Origin of the sequence: Nisaea sp. (genome assembly GCF_034670185.1) — a bacterium.
Lineage (GTDB): Bacteria > Pseudomonadota > Alphaproteobacteria > Thalassobaculales > Thalassobaculaceae > Nisaea.
In genome coordinates this window covers 426,654-444,328 of sequence record NZ_JAXMNY010000004.1, presented here as the reverse complement: position 1 = coordinate 444,328, position 17,675 = coordinate 426,654, and the positions used below count along the sequence as shown (strand labels likewise).

Genomic DNA, 17,675 nt, shown 5'->3' with positions numbered 1-17,675 from the left:
CGGCTCTTGCGCGGACAGGGATCCTATGCTTTTTCGGTCGAAATGCATTGGACCGCACCGCTTCCGGCCCCAAGTGATCCGGTGACAACGCCAGAAAGAAGAAGAGATCGACTATGTTTTCAGCCTTGTCCGCCACCATCGGTCAGCTGACGGATCCCCGGCTCCGCAATCCGATCATCATCAGTGTCGTCGGATCGATCACGGCAATCCTGTTGCTCGGAGCGACGGTCTGGTACGTCCTTGACTGGTTTTCGTTCTTCGGCGGCTGGCTGGATGACGCGGCGGCCTGGGTCGCCAGCCTGATCGTGGTGATCCTGGGCGTTCTCTTTTTCCCTGGTGCCGCGAACATAATCTCCGGGCTGTTTCTGGATTCAGTCTGTAAGGCAGTGGAAGCGCGGCATTATCCGGCACTCGGCCCCGCGCGCCCGCAGCCTTTCATCGAAACCGTTCTGGAAAGTCTGAAGTTTCTCGGTATTACTATACTTGTTAACGTTCTGCTTCTGCCGATCTATCTGCTGGTCCCCGGTCTTAACCTGATCGTTTTCTACGGCGCGAATGGTTATCTTCTGGGGCGGGAATTCTTCGAAATGGTTGCCATGAGGCGGCTGACTCCGGCAGAAGCCAAGGAACTGCGGAAGCGTAAGGCAGGGTCGGTTTTCGTCAGTGGCGTGCTGATCGCCGCAGTCATGACCATCCCCGTTGTGAACTTCGCGGGGCCGGTCATTGCGACGGCTTTTATGCTTCATCGTTTCGAGCGCTTGCGGAGCGACATGAAGAAATGATAATAAGTCCTTGAGTATTAAGGTCGATGGCCATGGTCTCTTCTGCAATTATATGAGTTGACGATCTGATGTTTCGGCGTAAAAAATCCGGCACGGACACCACCGAGCGCACAAGCCCGTCGTTCGGCACCGGCGCGACAGACGAACAGCAGACCTCCGGATCCCAGGACCGGAAATCTCCCTCGGAGACGCGCTTGGATGCGGCGGCGCCTGTCTCCGATGCGGTCACAACCAGAAAACCGGACGAGGAGTCCAGAATGCAACCGAGCAAGCCATCCTCATCGGGATTTGTACCGGAAATCCCGCGCCGGACTCTCGATCTTCCGGGCTCATCGAGCCGGCGCGGTGGCGCGCCCCGCTCCGAGAGCAAGAAGCTTACGGTCGGCCCCGAGATCTCCCTGACCGGTGAGATCACGGCCTGCGACAGCCTCGTTGTCGAGGGCACCGTTGACGCGACCCTGGAAAACAGCCGCCATCTCGAAGTCACCGAGTCCGGCCATTTCAAGGGTAAGGTGGTAATAGACGAAGCCATCATCGGGGGGCGCTTCGAAGGCACCTTGGTCGTTCGGCAAACCCTGCATGTTCGGAGCACCGGTCGGGTTACCGGGTCTGTGCGCTTCGGCCAGCTCGAGGTCGAACTCGGCGGTCAGATCGACGGCGATATCTCGCTTTTCAAAGACGAGCCTGTGAACACGCCGGAATAGGTTGATACCGGTGCGTTCTCTTCTCCTTCTCTTGATTGCTGTCAGCCTGTCGAGTTGCGGCGGAGCCGTTCAGAAAACGGCCAGCACCGGACGCGTTCAGCAGCCGATCTCTGCCGAGAAATCTGCGGCCGCCGCTACGAAACAGGCCGAGCCGGGAGGCTCCGCTTCGGTCGCCAGCCTGCCCGCGCCGGCGAGCCCGCGCGCACCGGCTTTCAGCGAAGAAGAGCGCGACCCAAGCAGATTGCTCGATCTCGGGCAGCACGACCTTTCGAGCATCCTCGGCAAACCCGCCTTCATCCGGCGCGATATGTCCGCCGTGGTTTGGCAGTATCGCACGGATGTCTGTGTGCTTGATCTGTTTCTCTATGAACTCGATCAAGACCTCGCCGTGACCTATTACGAGTTCCGACCGCGACGCGATGGGGCACTTGTGCGGGACGAATGCTTTGTCAACTTACTGCAGCGCGGCATCTCGCGTGCGGCACAGAGCTGATCCGGCTCAGGCAGGCTCCAGCGTCTTATCCTTGAAGTTGCACAGATCGGAAACCGGGCAAACCGGGCAGACGGGCTTGCGCGCCTTGCAGATATACCGGCCGTGCAGGATCAGCCAGTGATGCGCATGAAGCATCCATTTCGCCGGAATGCGTTTTTCCAGAGCCAGCTCCACCGCAAGCGGCGTCTTCCCGCTCGCCATCCCGGTCCGGTTGGCAACGCGGAAAAGATGGGTGTCGACAGCGATGGTTGGCTGACCAAACGCCATGTTCAGCACCACATTCGCTGTCTTCCGGCCTACCCCCGGCAGTTTCTCGAGCGCCTCCCGGTCCTGCGGGACAATGCTGTCATGCTCCCGGATAAGTATTTCCGAAAGCGCGATGACATTCTTGGCCTTTGAATTGAAGAGGCCGATCGTCTTGATGTAATCGCGCACCCGCTCAAGGCCCAGCGCGACCATCTTCTCCGGCGTATCCGCGACCTCGAACAACGGCCCTGTCGCCTTGTTGACCCCGACATCCGTAGCCTGCGCGGAGAGCACAACCGCAACCAGCAAGGTATAGGGATTGACGTAATTGAGCTCGCCTTTCGGCTCCGGCTCGCGATCGCTCAGGCGCTGGAAAAAACTGTCCACCGCCGCGTTCGTCATCCGTTTCGTCATATCCCGCACTCTCTCGCTTGCTTCCGGGCGTTTGCTTCCGGGGATTGCTCCGGACACGCCCTGTTTTCAGGTTGCCTTTACCCTGCGCCAATCACAAGTTAGGGCCTTGATGAATCACGATGCAACAGTCCGGACGGCTGGCAGTGACACGAGTTGAGCACAGGAATGGCCCCGCGCCTGATGCCGCACTCTTCGATGCGGTCCTCTACCCGCACCGAAGCCTGTCACCGACAGGCTTTCTTATCCTGATGACAGCCATCTCCTGCTGCAGCATTGCCCTTGGCGCTGTGTTCTGGATCGCGGGTGCCTGGCCTGTCGTTGGATTTTTCGGGCTCGACGTGTTCCTGATCTATGTCGCTTTCCGGCTGAGTTACCGCGACGCCAGACGATACGAAATTGTCCGGCTCACCCGCACCGAGCTGACGATCGAGCGTTTCGTGCGTGGACGCCAGGTCATGCAAAAGCAGCTACAACCATATTGGCTGAATGTCCGCGTCGAGGAAGAGCGCACGGGGCCGGATCGGCTGATGTTGCGCAGCCACGGGCAAGCACTCGAGATAGGCGCCTTCCTCTCTCCCCCCGAAAAGCAGGATTTCGCCGACAATCTCACCGATGCTCTGGCGAAAGTGCGGTCCGCCTGACGCGCTTTTGCGTCAGATTCCGAGCACGTCCGTCATGGAATAGAACCCGGGTTTGCGTCTGGCGGCCCAGATACCCGCGCGCACGGCCCCAGCCGCAAAAATATCCCGGCTTGCAGCCTTGTGCGTAAGCTCGATCCGCTCGTTCGGGCCGGCGAAGATCACCGTGTGCTCACCAACCACATCGCCGCCGCGCAGGGTGGCGAAGCCGATCTGGCCCTCCTCACGCGCCCCTGTGATGCCTTCCCGTGACAGCACGCCTTTCTCGGCGAGCGAAACGCCCCGACCCGCCGCCGCAGCCTTGCCAAGGCCGAGTGCCGTCCCCGATGGAGCATCAATCTTTCGCTTGTGGTGCATCTCAACTATTTCGATATCGTAACTATCATCCAGAGCAGCCGCGACCTTCTTCACCAGGTCGAACAGCAGGTTCACCCCAAGGCTCATGTTCGGCGCATAGACCAGCGGGATGGTTTTAGCCACCTCGGCAAGATCCGCTTCCTGCTCCGGCGTCAGGCCGGTTGTGCCCGCGACGAACGCCGTGCCGCATTCGGCCGCGATCCGAGCATGCGCGACGGTCACCTCGGGAAGCGTGAAATCGATCACCACATCTGATGCAGAAATGACTGAACGTGGGTCAGAGACAGTTTTGACCATCTCGCCGTGCAACTGACAAAGTGTTGCGATTTCAACACCTTCCTCAGCACTACCCTGGAGAACAGTGCCGCCGGAGATCACCGCTTTTGGGTGCTCATGGACCTGTTTGGCAATCATCCGGCCCATAAAGCCGGCGACCCCCATGATTCCGATCTTTGTCGTGCCCATCGACGCTCTCCTGAATGGTCTGCCACTGCTCCTGATGGTCCTAACCTGCTTTCCCGCACCTGTCGAGCCTGCTTGTTCGCCCCTCGGGCTCGACGCAACATAAGGCTCGCTTTTCCGTTTTCTTCCTGATATATCGAGCTGAAAGTATGTTTGAAATCAGTGATATTATCCTTGGCGCCTTGTCGAAGAGCCCTGCGAACGGCTATCAGGTCCGTCGCCGGATCAATAGTGATTTTGCCCATTTCCAGTCAGTCAGCACAGGTAGTCTCTACCCGGCATTGAGCAAGCTGAAGGCGCGCGGCGCCATTACCGAGACTGGATCGGCAAATGGGTCCCTCGACAGTCGAACATTCGCCATTACCGACCTCGGGCGTACTATGTTACGTCAGAAGGTGCAGGAGGCAGGAGCGGGTGAGCGACTGAGGTCCGATTTCTTGGCCGCTGTCTATTTCTCGGAAAGCGCCGGTCCGGAAGAGACCGTAAGGCTCATCGAGGAGAGGGCCGGAGCCCTCAACCAAGAGATCCGGGCACTTCTGGCCTTACCCCTTCAATCCATGACTAATACCGAACGCTTCACAGTGCGCTACGCCCTGGCGGTGCGTCGCGCAGGTCTGGAGTTCCTTCGCCATGAGGGTCGTGCCATCGCAACAGCGATCGACATAGAATCCAGAAATAACAGATAATTAGAGGTAAATAATACCGGGAATACCGGGGGCATCCCCTGCTTTTTAATAGTATGGCAAACTACCATTTTAGAGCGCGGCCCTACGAAAATCGCCGCCCATTGGGCCGCCGCTCAAGCGCTCGATGTGATCTCGTAGCGGTAAAGTCAGCCCCTAAGATCGCCCTAGAGTTCCGTAAACCGGACAAAGTAGCAGGCAAATTGCAAGGGAGGTCCTCTCGCTCTGCCCGTGACACAGTCCTCGAAAATCTCCTGCTGGCGCTTATCGAGGTTGACCGGGGTTTCAACAATCACACCGGCTATTGGTCGGCCCGTCCCGGACTGCGCGGTCCACTCATTGGTGAAGAACGCCTGCGGTGAAGAACCGCTGCCAGGCCTGCACCTTGCCGTGACCGCGATAGCTCGTACAGCTGACTGCCTCGTGGCCATACGAAAAACGCCGGCCCAATGGGCCGGCGTTCAAACGCTCGAAGTGCTCTTGAGATAAAATCAGTCCCTGAGATCGTCCCAGAGCTCCTTGACCCGATCAAAGAAGCCGGCTGATTGCGGGCTGGTCTTCTCGTTCTGACCGGCGGCAAATTCCTCGAGAAGCTCCTGCTGGCGCTTATTGAGGTTGACCGGGGTTTCGACAATCACTTCGACATATTGATCGCCCCGGGCCGGGCTTCGGAGCACGGACATGCCTTTGCCCTTCAGCCTGAACTGTTTGCCACTCTGGGTTCCAGCACCGACGGTGATACGGGCACGCCCGCCTTCGATCGTCGGGACCTCAATCTGGCCGCCAAGTGCGGCTGTGGTCATCGGCAATGGAACGCGGCAGTAGATATCCGCTCCCTCACGCTGAAAGATCGGATGATCAGCGATTGCGAGAAACAGATAGAGATCGCCTGGCGTCGTGCCACGTGGACCGGCCTCGCCCTCTCCGCTCAAGCGAATACGCGTGCCGTCCTCAACACCCGCCGGAATATTGACCGAAAGGGTCTTTTCCTTCTGAACCCGGCCATTGCCGCCACAGCTCTTGCACGGCTTCTCAATCCGCGTGCCGTTACCTCCGCAATGGGGGCAGGTCCGCTCGATGGTGAAGAAACCCTGCTGGGCCCGCACCTTGCCGTGACCGTGACAGGTCGTACAGGTGACAGGCTCGCTGCCTTTTTCCGCACCGGAACCATTGCACTCGTCGCACTGGATGGAGCTGGGAATATGGATCTCGGTCTGCTTGCCCTTGAAGGCCTCTTCGAGGCTGATGGCCATATTGTAGCGCAGGTCCGAGCCACGCCGACCGCCGCCACCGCGACGGCCACCCATGAAATCTCCGAACATCTCGTCGAAGATATCGGCAAAGCCACCGAACCCGGCGCCACCAGCACCGCCGCCGCCGCCCATACCGCCTTCGAAGGCATCGTGCCCGAAGCGGTCATATGCTGCCCGCTTCTGCTCGTCCTTCAGGACGTCATAGGCCTCGTTCAATTCCTTGAACTTGGCTTCAGCTTCGGGATTATCGGGATTTCTGTCCGGGTGGTACTGCATCGCCAGCTTGCGGTAAACGGATTTCATTTCCGCATCCGAAGCGCCGCGTTCGACCCCCAGAACTTCGTAATAGTCTCTTTTAGCCATAGCGCGTCATCGTCCCCGCAACGGTGTCGGCAGTCCGGCAAAGCTATCTGCCGTTTGCCGTTCCTGGTCGGAAACGGGCGAAGGATGCCGCTGTATCATCGGCTCCTTCGCCCGGACCGTTGGGATCAGGCGGACTTGTTGTCGCGGTTCTGATCGTCGACTTCTTCGAAGTCCGCGTCGACGACATCGTCGCTCGCCGCAGAACCGTCATCGCCACCGGCACTCTCACCAGCATCACCGGCAGCCGCGTCGGGGCCAGCTTCCTGCGAGGCCTTGTACATCGCCTCGCCGAGCTTCATCGACGCCTGCTGGAGCGCATCCATCTTGGCTTTGATGTCGGCGACGTCGTCACCTTCCATGGCTGTCTTCAAGGCAGCCATTTGCTCGTCGATCTCGCGGCGGTCTTCCTCGGAGATCTTGTCGCCGTGATCGGCGAGCATCTTCTCCGTGCCGTGGATCGCACTATCGGCCTGGTTCTTCACCTCGACACTCTCGCGCCGGGCCTTATCGCTTTCGGAATTGGCTTCCGCTTCCTGAACCATCCGTTCGATATCGTCGTCGGTCAGACCGCCGGACGCCTGGATGCGGATCTGCTGCTCCTTGCCGGTCGCCTTGTCCTTGGCGGACACGTTGACGATACCGTTGGCGTCGATGTCGAAGGTGACCTCGATCTGCGGAATGCCGCGCGGAGCGCCCGGGATACCGACCAGATCGAACTGGCCGAGGACCTTGTTGTCCGCCGCCATCTCGCGCTCACCCTGGAACACCCGGATGGTAACCGCGGTCTGATTATCTTCAGCCGTAGAGAAGGTCTGGCTCTTCTTCGTCGGGATCGTTGTGTTGCGATCGATCAGACGGGTGAAGACACCGCCCAAAGTCTCGATGCCGAGCGACAGCGGGGTCACGTCGAGCAGCAGGACGTCCTTGACATCGCCCTTCAGAACGCCGGCCTGGATCGCCGCGCCGAGCGCCACGACTTCGTCCGGGTTCACGCCGCGATGCGGCTCACGGCCAAAGAAGCTCTTCACCGTCTCCGCGATCTTCGGCATGCGGGTCATACCGCCGACCAGGATCACTTCGTCGATCTCGCCGGCGCTGACGCCCGCATCCTTGAGAGCCGCCTTGCACGGGTCGACCGTACGCTGCACCAGATCGTCCACAAGCGCTTCGAGCTTTGCCCGGGTCAGCTTGATGTTCAGGTGCTTCGGACCGCTCTGATCCGCGGTAACGAAGGGCAGGTTGATTTCCGTCTGCATCGAGCTGGAGAGCTCGATCTTGGCCTTTTCACCGGCTTCCTTCAGACGTTGCAGCGCAAGCTTGTCCTTGCGCAGGTCAATGCCGTTCTCTTTCTTGAACTCGTCGGCGAGATAATCGATGACCCGCTGGTCAAAGTCTTCACCGCCGAGGAAGGTGTCGCCGTTGGTCGACTTCACCTCGAACACACCATCGCCGATTTCAAGAATGGAAACGTCGAAGGTACCACCACCAAGGTCATAGACCGCGATAATGCCGGTGTTTTTCTTGTCGAGGCCATAGGCCAGCGCGGCTGCCGTCGGCTCGTTGATGATGCGCAGGACTTCAAGACCAGCGATCTTGCCGGCGTCTTTGGTCGCCTGACGCTGGGCATCATTGAAGTAGGCAGGCACCGTGATCACGGCCTGGTCGACCGTATCGCCGAGATAAGCTTCCGCGTCTTCCTTCAGCTTACGAAGGGTGAAGCTGGAAACCTGGCTCGGGCTGTACTTCTCGCCACGGCTCTGGACCCAGGCATCGCCGTTCTCGCCAGCGACAACCTCGTAAGGAACGAGATCGTTGAAGCGTTTGGAGGCCTTGTCGTCGAACCGGCGGCCAATCAGGCGCTTGATCGCGAACAGGGTGTTTTCCGGGTTGGTCACTGCCTGTCGCTTCGCAGCCTGACCGACGAGCCGTTCGCCGCTTTCAGCGAAGGCAACCATCGACGGCGTGGTGCGCGCGCCCTCAGCGTTTTCAATGACTTTCGCGTCCTTGCCGTCCATGAACGCGATACAGGAGTTCGTGGTCCCGAGGTCGATACCGATTACTTTGCTCATGTTTTCCTCATCCTTCAGCAAACGCCAGCGGCCTTATGAAAGCGCCGCATCCGTTCCCGATTGGTGTGTTTGGCAACCCGCTATATAGGCGGGGTCTGGCCGCGCTGCAACCAAGTGGAATAGGATTTCGCATCAGAATGTGGATGAAACCCATCATTTTTCGAGAATCTGCGCCCGGATGATCATTTCAGCAAGCTACCGGACCGATATCCCTGCCTTTTACAGTGACTGGCTGCGGGCCAGGCTCGATGCCGGATATGCAGTCGTGCCCAATCCTTATGGAGGCAAGCCGTCACGGGTCGCCCTGACGGGAAAGGATGTCGACGGGTTTGTATTCTGGACCAGAAATGCCCGGCCCGCGCGCGACATTTTTGGCTGGCTTGCCGGGAACGGCGTGCCTTTCGTGGTGCAATATACTGTGACGGGGTACCCCACGGCGCTTGAAACCAGTGTACCCCCGGTAACAACGGCGCTCGACGATATCAGAGCGCTGGCGGATCGGTTTGGGCCGCGCGCCGTAGTCTGGCGCTATGATCCGGTGTTCTGGTCCAGCCTGACGCCTGCCGATTTTCATCGCGAGAATTTTGCCGCGCTTGCCGCCACGCTGCGCGGCTCCGTCGACGAGGTCACGCTCTCGGCCGCGCATATCTATCGCAAGACCCGCCGGAACACGGATGACAGTGCCGAACGCGCAGATTTCACATGGTGGGATCCGGCGGAGGACGAGAAGATCGCATTGCTGGGTGATCTTGCCGCTCTTGCGGCTGACGTCGGCATGACAGCAACGCTCTGCTCCCAGCCGGCCCTGCTCACCGATGGCCTGAAGCCCGCAAGATGCATCGACGCGGAACGTCTGGTGGATATTGCAGGACAGCCGTTCAAGTCCCGCCAGAAAGGCAACCGCCCGGGCTGCCTCTGTGCGGAATCCCGCGATATCGGGGGCTACGACAGTTGCCCGCACGGCTGCGTCTATTGCTACGCGGTCGGAAACCGGCAGCGGGCAAAGAATGCTCTGAAGAACCACGACCCCGCCGGAGAAACTTTGCTTCCGGCGCGGGTCGGCTAGGCCCCAATTCTGGAATCAGGCCCCAGCTCTGTGGTCAGGCCTGCAATCTGAAGTCAGGCCGTTGTGTCGACATGTTCCTTTTGCGCCTCGGGGCTCTTCGAGACCCCGACCATCGCGGCACGTAACAACCGGTCCTGCAGCACGTAACCCGGCTGCATTACCTGAACCACGGTGCCCGGCTCACTGTTCGCATCCGGAACCTCGAACATCGCCTGATGCAGGTTGTAGTCGAACTTCTCGCCCATCGGGTCGATCTTGCGGATGCCGTGCTTCTCGAACGCACCGAGCATTTCCTTCTCGGTCATCTCGACGCCAATCACCAGGTTCTTCAGTGTGATATCCAGCTCGTCCCGGTCTTCCGGCGCTGATTCAACGGCGCGGCGGAGATTGTCGGAAGCACTGAGCAGGTCACGCGCGAAATCAGTAATGGCGAACTTGCGCGCATGGGCGATGTCACGCTCCGCCCGCTTCCGCGTGTTTTCGAGCTCGGCCAGAGTCCGCATCAGCTGGTCTTTCAGCTGCTGGGCCTCACTATCCTCATCGGAATCCGCATCCGCTTCCTGTGACGCTTCACCGCCTGTCAGGGCGTCCATGTCGATGATGCCGTCATCCGGATTGACCAGCGGCTCCGCGTCCTGATTGGCGTGCTGCTCTGTTTTCTTGTCGTCTTCGGCCATAATCCCGGCTCTTTCTCGTCTGTAGATCCTGAAAGTCAGGCCCAAATGTGGGCGGCCGGAACGGGAAATCAATCATTCCGGGCCTGCAGAGCCTGCTTTACCCCGGCTGGGCCTCGCAATCAACCGATGACACGACCGATCAGCCGGGCCGTATAATCGACCATGGGAATGATGCGGGCGTAATTCATCCTGGTCGGACCGATCACGCCAATAGCGCCGACCACCCGTTTCTTCGTATCCCGGTAGGGCGAGAGGATCATCGAGCAGCCGGTATGATCGAATAGCTGGTTCTCGGCGCCGATGAAAATCTGCACCCCGTCGGCATCCCCGGTCGCCTGCAGCAGCCGCAACATGCCCTGCTTTTGCTCAAGCTGATCAAACAGAAGCCGGATCCGCTCCAGATCCTCGACCGCATTCACATCGTCGAGCAACTTGGACTGGCCGCGCACGATCAGCGATCCGCTATCAGGTCCACCACCGGCAAGCAGGGCAAGGCCATTCTCGACCACCCGCGCCGTCAACTCGTCCAGCTCGCTCCGGCGCTGCTCCATCTCCGCCTTGATATCCTTGAGCGCCTGATCAATCGAGGCGCCGTGGAAGCGAGTGTTCAGGAAATTCGTTGCCTGAACCAGAACCGAGGCCGGCACTTCAGGCGGCAGCTCGATCACCCGGTTTTCCACCAGGCCAAGCTCATTAACCAGCACCACCAGCGCCCGGCCGGCCGTCAGCGGCACGAATTCAATGTGGCGCAGGGACGGGTCAGATTTCGGGGAAATCACCAGCCCGGCGCAGGCCGAGAGGCCGGCAAGCGCGCTGGTCGCTTCCTCAAGGACTTCATCGTAGCCGCGTCCGGTGGCGCCGAGCATGGAATCTATCGTTCCGCGCTCGCTCTCGGTGAGATCACCGCCAATTTCAAGCAGCCCGTCGACCACGATGCGTAGACCACGGTCCGTCGGCAGCCGCCCTGCAGACGTATGAGGGGCATAGAGCAGGCCGGCTTCTTCGAGGTCCGCCATCACATTGCGGATAGTGGCCGGGGACAGCACGTCGCCAATACGCCGGGAAATGGTGCGCGAGCCGATCGGCTCGCCGGTCTCGACATATGTATCGACAATGTGCTGCAGAATTTCCCGCGAACGGGCGTTGAGTGCACCGATACCTGACATATGTTCCATGGCTGGAATCTAGGGAGCGCCCCCCTGCCCGTCAATGCGGCAGAATGCATGGCACCCCCTTTCCCGCATCCGGGCCCGTGCCAAGCCCCGTGCCAAGCAAAGTCATGGACGCATCCCGGACCCGATAGTAGGTTGCGCGCGCTTTCGAACAGACACATTCAATGGCTGGTGCAGACTCGCACCGCCTGGGCCACGTGATGGCCGGAAAACAGGAGTATTGTCATGACCGGAACAGCCAAACGCCCTTCCGGGCGCAGCGCCGACCATATGCGCGCGGTCTCGCTTGAGCCGGGCTTTGCCAAATATGCCGAGGGGTCCTGCCTCGTCAAATTCGGCGACACGCACGTGCTCTGCACCGCCTCGGTCGACGATCGGGTCCCTCCGTTCCTGCGCAATTCCGGCTCCGGCTGGGTAACCGCCGAATACGGCATGCTTCCCCGTTCGACCCATACACGGACCGACCGGGAAGCGGCGCGCGGAAAACAAAGCGGCCGGACCCAGGAAATCCAGCGCCTGATCGGACGCTCGCTGCGCGCGGTCACTGACCTGAAGGCCATGGGCGAGCGCCAGATCAAAGTCGATTGCGACGTTCTGCAGGCCGACGGCGGAACCCGAACAGCCGCAATCACCGGCTCATTCGTCGCCCTGCATCTCGCGTTGCAGAAACTGGTCAAGCTCGGCGCCCTCAAGGACATCCCGCTGACAGACCATGTCGCGGCCGTGTCCTGCGGCATCTATCAGGGCACAGCGGTCCTGGATCTCGATTACCCTGAAGACTCCAATGCAGAAGCCGATGCCAATTTCGTGCTGACCGGCACAGCCGGCATCGTCGAAATCCAGGCCACCGCCGAAGCCGAGCCGTTCGAGGATGCGGCTTTCACCGATATGCTGCGCCTCGCACGCAAGGGCATCGGTGAGCTGGTGGACCTGCAGAAAGCCGCAATCGGGAGCTGATCCATGGGCCGTACCTTCTCCGAGACCAAGCTGGTTATTGCCAGTCACAACCAGGGCAAGCTCCGGGAAATCCGCGCTCTGATCGGCCCGCTCGGAATCGAGGTGGTGTCGGCCGGGGAGCTCGGTCTGCCGGAGCCGGAGGAAACCGGCGTAACCTACATCGAGAATGCGGAACTGAAAGCGCGGGCCTCGGCCGAAGGCTCCGGCATGCCCGCGCTGGCGGACGATTCCGGACTGAGTGTTACGGCGCTCGATGGCAATCCCGGCATCTATTCCGCCCGCTGGGCCGGACCGGAGAAAAACTTCGCCATAGCCATGCAAAAGGTCGAAGACGAATTACAGAAGCAGGCAGCCAGCGGAAACAATGACCGCTCCGCCGCCTTTGTCTGCGCCCTGACCATCTGCTGGCCGGACGGTCATACGGAGTCGGTCGAAGGCCGGGTTCACGGCGATCTGGTCTGGCCGCCGCGCGGAAACAATGGCTTCGGCTACGATCCGATGTTCGTGCCCACGGGCCACGACCAGACCTTCGGCGAGGTCGATGCAGCCTGGAAGCATTCCGTCAGCCATAGGGCCATTGCTTTCGAAAAGCTTCTGAAGCAGGTCGGCCTCGACCAGGCGACGAACGGTGCCGGATAAAACCGGGCTCCACGCTGCTGCGGCAGAGCCGTTCGGGGTCTATGTGCATTGGCCCTTCTGTCTCTCGAAATGCCCCTATTGCGACTTCAACAGTCATGTTTCCGCAAAAGTGGATCATGCGCGCTGGCGCGCGGCGCTGACTGAAGAACTTAGATATTTCAAAGCATTGGCACCGGAACGCACGGTTTCCAGCATCTTTTTTGGCGGCGGCACGCCCTCGCTGATGGAGCCGGAGACGGTGGATACGGTGATCTCCGAGATCCGACGGCTCTGGCCCTGGACAAACCAGGTCGAGATCAGCCTCGAAGCAAACCCGACCTCGGTCGAGGCAGGCAAATTCGCCGCTTTCCGGGAAGCCGGCGTGAACCGGGTCTCCCTCGGTATCCAGGCGCTGAACGACGCGGATCTGAAATTCCTCGGCCGTACGCATGATGCAGCGGAAGCCCGGCGCGCGATCGGTATCGCCCGGGACACATTCGAGCGCATGTCATTCGATCTGATCTATGCCCGGCCGGGACAGACGGTGTCGGCCTGGCTCAAAGAGCTGAAAGAAGCGCTGGATCTCGCCGTCGATCACATTTCGCTCTACCAGCTGACCATTGAGCCTGAGACCCCGTTCTTCGCCCGCCACGCAAAGGGCGAAATCAAACTGCCGAAGGACGATTCCCAAGCTGCGCTCTACGAAGCGACGCAGGAAGCGCTGGAGCTGGCAGGCATGCCGGCCTACGAAATCTCCAACCATGCCCGCAGCGGGGATGAGTCCCGGCACAATCTGGTCTATTGGCGATATCACGACTATGCAGGCGTCGGACCAGGCGCCCATTCCCGGATACGGACCGACGGTGCTGACAGTCAGGTCATTACGAAAGCGATCCAAACAGTGCGGGCACCTGCCATCTGGCTCGACCGCGTCAGCAAGCAGGGTCACGGCATTGCCGAGGACGAAGTTGTCGGCCGAACCGGACGCCTGACTGAAATGCTGATGATGGGTCTCAGATTGCGCGACGGTATCGAGAAAGACCGGCTGGAACAGGAGGCCGGACGCGATCTTGAGGCGCTGTTCGGCGCTGGCCTGCTCTCGGACCTGGAAGCCGCTGGCTACATAGAGCCGCCGCACACCCGGCTTGCCGCGACCCTGGAAGGGCGGCAGCGGCTGAACGCAGTCATCGCCGCGCTGACCGAGCGGCTCGGAGACGAGGCCTGATCCTCAATCCCGGAGCCTAGTTCGTTAGATCCGTGAACTGCTCCGGCGCCGGGTCAACCACATCAAGCGCCCTGTCGCCGATCTCGAAGACCGTAAGTCCACGCTGATTTGTACCATCCTCGACAAAGCGGAACAGGCCGTTTAGCGCGACAAAACCGCCTTTGGACATCAAGGCCGCGCCGCCAAAGTTAGCGCCGTTCTCACCGCGCTGCAGCGAGACGGTCAACGCAATTGAATCATAGGCAAGTGCAGCAAGTCCGGACGGGCGCTTGCCAAAGGCAGCCTCATACCGCACCGCAAAATTCTCCCGGTAAAGAGACGGGGGAGCAGCGAACCAGCCGCCAACAAGACTCGGCTCCGTGCCGAGGCTCGGGTCTTCCCATTGTGCCGTTCCAAGCAGCTTCACCCGCCGTGTATCGACATCGTAGAAAGCGAGCAGCGGTGCGATCGTGCGCAACACATTGCCGCCTTCCGGGATCAGGATCGCGTCATAGGGCGGATCGCCAAGCGTATCCATCGCCTCCAGACGCGCGAGGGTCTGCCGGGAAATCTCATCGGTCCGGCCTGCCAGCTCATCCTTCTGGATCTTCAGGGATTCCCGCCGGCTATCATACTCGGCAAAGGACCGGGCAGTCTCGGTGAAGTCACTGGCCAGAGCATCGTAATACGCAATCCGGGTGATCTCGGCCCCGGACGCGATGGCGGAGGCGCGGGCGCTTTCCAGTACCAGATCTCCATATCCGCCATGCGGCAGCAACAAGCCGATCCGCCGGTACCCGCGCTGAACGGCATAACGGATCACCCGTTCGATCTGCTGCTCCGGCATCAGGCCCATCAGGTGAACCGGTGTTCCGGCCACGGTGCGGTCGTTGGAAAAGGCAACGGCATTGATCCCCGCAGCCGCGACAATCGGCCGGACGGCGGCAGCGGAGCGCCCATAGAGCGGCCCGAGCACAATCCTTGCCCCATCCGCAACGGCGAGCTTGGCCGCGTCCTCAGCACCTTCGGGCGTGCCTTGCGTGTCGTAGACCATTAGGTTGAAATCGTTGCCAGCAATGTCGAACACCGCCATCTGCGCGGCGTCGAGCATGCTCTGCCCAACCGAAGCGCGGGCGCCGCTCAATGGCAGCAACATGGCAACGCCAACAGTCGACCCTTCCGGTTCAACCAGCTGCAACGGCACGGCAGGAGTCTCGAGCGACAACTCGGTCTCGGGAACCACCGGCCCTTTGCCAGCACCCGGTGCCTCGGCACCCGTTCCCGCCACGCCCGACGGCGGGGTGATCGGTTGCGGCTCCCTTGTCGCAGCAGGCACAGTGCTGGACTGCTGCCCGAAGCCTGCAAGGGGATTCGGCGTCTGGCAAGCCGTCAATGCGACACAGACCAGAAGCAGACAAAGTCGGCCGGCCCCACCCGCGCTGGCGAAAAGGGCTTGGAGAAACCGCCCGGTTCCTCCCATAACTCGACTGTCGCTCCAGTCACTTTCGGTACGGTATGAAGACTCGTACACCTCAGATCTCCTCCCGCTCTTTGGCGCCAAAGGCTAATCAAGCCGGCGACGAGAGTAAACCGCTGCAAGATGGCACCATTGTGACCCCTGCTGTAACCCCAGCGCCAGAGCCGGAAAATGAGCTTCTTGTCGAGGCCCCGGGACGCCCTGTCGAGGGGTTGATTCTGGTTGCCACGCCAATCGGCAATCTCGGCGATATCTCGCGCCGGGCACTGGAAACCCTCGCCACGGCGGACATTGTCGCCTGCGAGGACACACGGCTCACCGGGCGCCTGCTGCAGCGTTTCGCCATCAAGGCCCGCATGCTCGCTTACCAGGATCACAATGCGGAGCGCAGCCGCCCCGAACTGCTCCGCCTGCTTGCCGGGGGCAAAAGCATTGCACTGGTGACCGACGCCGGTACGCCTACCATTTCCGATCCGGGCTACAAGCTGGTCCGCGAAGCCGCCGCCCAGGGCACGCCGGTAACGTCGGTGCCCGGCCCGGCGGCACCGATCGTGGCGCTTTCCATCTCCGGACTGCCGACAGACCGATTCTTCTTCGGTGGCTTCCTGCCGACCAAGCAGGGCGAACGCCGCCGTATTCTGGAAGAGGTCTCCGGACTGCGCGCCACGCTGATATTTTTTGAGGCGCCGCGCAGGCTGGCCGAGTCCCTGGCTGTGGCCGCTGAAATTCTTGGGCCCCGGGACATGGCCGTCGCACGGGAGCTGACAAAGCGGTTCGAGGATGTGAACCGGGGCCGTCTTGAAGATCTCGCCCGCCACTATGCGGAAACCGAGCCGCCGAAGGGCGAGGCCGTGTTGCTTTTCGGCCCTCCGGAACAGCACGACGTGATCGAGGAAGCAGATCTGGACGCCATGCTCACGGAAGCCCTCACCCGGCTGAAGGTCAAGGATGCGGCAAAGGAAATAGCGGCGAAGACCGGGCTGCCCCGCAAGACGCTCTATGACCGGGCCGTGCAGTTGAAGGACGGTGCCGGGTGATGTCCCACCTGAGCGGAAAGCCGGGCAACCAAAGGGAACGCAAACGCCGCGCCCTCCGCTACGGTGCCTTGGCCGAATGGGCCTGCCGTCTGATCCTCCGCCTGAAAGGCTACAGGGTGCTGGCGAGCCGCTTGCGCACGAAGGTCGGAGAGATCGATATTCTCGCCGAGCGGGGCCGCGTCCTCGCCATCATTGAGGTGAAGGCAAGGCCAACCGAAGCGGCGGCGCTCGAGGCCGTTTCGATGTCGCAACGGCGACGCCTCGAACGCGCCGCCCTCTGGGTCCAGCACGGAGATAGCCGGCTCTCGAACCATTGCCTTAGATTCGACCTCTTCGCAGTGGCACACTGGCGCATTCCTCGCCATATTCAGAATGCTTGGACCGTCGATCCCAACCGATAGAGTGACCCGATGATGCATCGCCTCGTTTTCATTCTGCTTCTCCTGCTCGCCCCGCTTGGGCTTGGCGCCTGCACGCCCGTCGGCGTCGCCATCGGTGCTGGAGCGACCGCCGCAACTGCAAGCCAGTCGGAACGCGGGCTTGAGGGAACGGCCAAGGACATCGCCCTCAGTACGGAGATCAATCACTATCTGTTCCAGAGCAATGTCGATTTGTTTTCCGCGGTTGGGCTTTCCATCAAAGACGGGCGCGTCCTGCTGACCGGCTCGGTGGCGAAACCGGAAGACCGGATTGAAGCAGCGCGGCTTGCCTGGAAGGCCGATGGTGTCCGGGAGGTGATCAACGAAATTCAGGTCGTCGACAATTCGGACATCATCGACAAGGCGCGCGACACCTGGATCGAAACCCAGCTTGAAACAAAGCTTCTGTTCGATGGCGCGGTCCAGTCGATCAACTATGACATCGATACGGTCAACGGCACCGTCTATATCTTCGGAACGGCCCAGGACAATGCGGAACATCTGCGCGTCGTCAATCATGCGCGCAATCTCAAATATGTCCGCAATGTCATCAGCTATGTGCGTATCCGCGGCGCCCCGTAAAT

19 protein-coding genes are annotated in these 17,675 nt (G+C 60.7%); 12 read left to right on the top strand and 7 right to left on the bottom strand.

Annotated features, from left to right (window positions below; translation table 11 throughout):
* Positions 1-113: 113 nt before the first annotated feature.
* The 3 genes from VOI22_RS18475 (at position 114) to VOI22_RS18465 (ending at position 1,979) form a co-directional block, all read left to right on the top strand.
* On the top strand, positions 114-782 hold the full coding sequence (locus VOI22_RS18475) for an EI24 domain-containing protein (protein WP_323797911.1): 669 nt from the start codon (positions 114-116) through the stop codon (positions 780-782).
* Positions 783-850: 68 nt separating this feature from the next.
* Entirely contained in the window at positions 851-1,486 is a 636-nt protein-coding gene (locus tag VOI22_RS18470) for a polymer-forming cytoskeletal protein (RefSeq protein ID WP_323797910.1), read from the top strand.
* A 10-nt stretch (positions 1,487-1,496) separates the two neighbouring features.
* Positions 1,497-1,979, top strand: a complete 483-nt coding sequence (locus VOI22_RS18465) for a hypothetical protein (protein WP_323797909.1) — start codon at positions 1,497-1,499, stop codon at positions 1,977-1,979.
* 6 nt (positions 1,980-1,985) lie between these two features.
* Here VOI22_RS18465 and nth read toward each other — a convergent pair whose 3' ends face one another.
* On the bottom strand, positions 1,986-2,627 hold the full coding sequence (nth, locus tag VOI22_RS18460) for an endonuclease III (protein ID WP_323798021.1): 642 nt from the start codon (positions 2,625-2,627) through the stop codon (positions 1,986-1,988).
* 155 nt (positions 2,628-2,782) lie between these two features.
* Between nth and VOI22_RS18455 the strand changes: the two genes are divergently transcribed.
* Positions 2,783-3,280 (top strand): DUF2244 domain-containing protein, encoded by a 498-nt coding sequence (locus VOI22_RS18455; RefSeq protein WP_323797908.1) that lies wholly within the window; start codon positions 2,783-2,785, stop codon positions 3,278-3,280.
* Positions 3,281-3,292: 12 nt separating this feature from the next.
* On the opposite strand, the gene dapB is transcribed toward VOI22_RS18455, so the two are convergent.
* Positions 3,293-4,099, bottom strand: coding sequence for a 4-hydroxy-tetrahydrodipicolinate reductase (gene dapB / locus VOI22_RS18450; RefSeq protein WP_323797907.1), 807 nt, complete (start codon positions 4,097-4,099; stop codon positions 3,293-3,295).
* Between the two features lie 146 nt (positions 4,100-4,245).
* Here dapB and VOI22_RS18445 point away from each other — a divergent pair, with 146 nt between their 5' ends.
* Positions 4,246-4,782, top strand: coding sequence for a PadR family transcriptional regulator (locus VOI22_RS18445; protein WP_028466250.1), 537 nt, complete (start codon positions 4,246-4,248; stop codon positions 4,780-4,782).
* Between the two features lie 488 nt (positions 4,783-5,270).
* Here VOI22_RS18445 and dnaJ read toward each other — a convergent pair whose 3' ends face one another.
* Together dnaJ and dnaK are read right to left on the bottom strand one after the other, a co-directional pair.
* Entirely contained in the window at positions 5,271-6,395 is a 1,125-nt protein-coding gene (gene dnaJ / locus VOI22_RS18440) for a molecular chaperone DnaJ (RefSeq protein ID WP_323797906.1), read from the bottom strand.
* A gap of 125 nt (positions 6,396-6,520) precedes the next feature.
* Complete coding sequence (gene dnaK / locus VOI22_RS18435; protein ID WP_323797905.1) at positions 6,521-8,464, bottom strand: molecular chaperone DnaK; 1,944 nt, start codon at positions 8,462-8,464, stop codon at positions 6,521-6,523.
* Positions 8,465-8,642: 178 nt separating this feature from the next.
* Between dnaK and VOI22_RS18430 the strand changes: the two genes are divergently transcribed.
* Positions 8,643-9,530 (top strand): DUF1848 domain-containing protein, encoded by an 888-nt coding sequence (locus tag VOI22_RS18430; protein WP_323797904.1) that lies wholly within the window; start codon positions 8,643-8,645, stop codon positions 9,528-9,530.
* A gap of 53 nt (positions 9,531-9,583) precedes the next feature.
* Here VOI22_RS18430 and grpE read toward each other — a convergent pair whose 3' ends face one another.
* Together grpE and hrcA are read right to left on the bottom strand one after the other, a co-directional pair.
* Positions 9,584-10,207, bottom strand: a complete 624-nt coding sequence (gene grpE, locus VOI22_RS18425) for a nucleotide exchange factor GrpE (RefSeq protein ID WP_323797903.1) — start codon at positions 10,205-10,207, stop codon at positions 9,584-9,586.
* Between the two features lie 119 nt (positions 10,208-10,326).
* Entirely contained in the window at positions 10,327-11,373 is a 1,047-nt protein-coding gene (hrcA, locus tag VOI22_RS18420; protein ID WP_028466245.1) for a heat-inducible transcriptional repressor HrcA, read from the bottom strand.
* A 231-nt stretch (positions 11,374-11,604) separates the two neighbouring features.
* Here hrcA and rph point away from each other — a divergent pair, with 231 nt between their 5' ends.
* From rph to hemW, 3 genes are read left to right on the top strand one after another with little or no spacing between them, the layout of a single operon-like run.
* Positions 11,605-12,336, top strand: coding sequence for a ribonuclease PH (gene rph / locus VOI22_RS18415; protein WP_323797902.1), 732 nt, complete (start codon positions 11,605-11,607; stop codon positions 12,334-12,336).
* 3 nt (positions 12,337-12,339) lie between these two features.
* A complete protein-coding gene (rdgB, locus tag VOI22_RS18410) occupies positions 12,340-12,975 on the top strand; it encodes an RdgB/HAM1 family non-canonical purine NTP pyrophosphatase (RefSeq protein WP_323797901.1) in 636 nt (211 codons plus the stop codon).
* A complete protein-coding gene (hemW, locus tag VOI22_RS18405) occupies positions 12,965-14,179 on the top strand; it encodes a radical SAM family heme chaperone HemW (RefSeq protein ID WP_323797900.1) in 1,215 nt (404 codons plus the stop codon). The genes rdgB and hemW overlap by 11 nt, the downstream gene beginning before the upstream one ends.
* A 16-nt stretch (positions 14,180-14,195) precedes the next feature.
* Here the strand turns inward: hemW and VOI22_RS18400 are convergent, their stop codons facing one another.
* Positions 14,196-15,689 carry a penicillin-binding protein activator gene (locus tag VOI22_RS18400; RefSeq protein ID WP_323797899.1) on the bottom strand — a complete coding sequence of 498 codons (1,494 nt, stop codon included), beginning with the start codon at positions 15,687-15,689 and terminating at the stop codon, positions 14,196-14,198.
* An 80-nt stretch (positions 15,690-15,769) separates the two neighbouring features.
* On the opposite strand from VOI22_RS18400, the gene rsmI reads away from it, so the two are divergent.
* The 3 genes from rsmI to VOI22_RS18385 are packed head-to-tail and all read left to right on the top strand — an operon-like array spanning position 15,770 to position 17,673.
* Positions 15,770-16,672 (top strand): 16S rRNA (cytidine(1402)-2'-O)-methyltransferase, encoded by a 903-nt coding sequence (gene rsmI / locus VOI22_RS18395; RefSeq protein WP_323797898.1) that lies wholly within the window; start codon positions 15,770-15,772, stop codon positions 16,670-16,672.
* Entirely contained in the window at positions 16,672-17,073 is a 402-nt protein-coding gene (locus VOI22_RS18390) for a YraN family protein (protein WP_323797897.1), read from the top strand. Before rsmI ends, VOI22_RS18390 begins: the two co-directional genes overlap by 1 nt.
* Positions 17,074-17,082: 9 nt before the next feature.
* Positions 17,083-17,673, top strand: coding sequence for a BON domain-containing protein (locus tag VOI22_RS18385; RefSeq protein WP_323797895.1), 591 nt, complete (start codon positions 17,083-17,085; stop codon positions 17,671-17,673).
* The last annotated feature ends 2 nt before the right edge of the window (positions 17,674-17,675 follow it).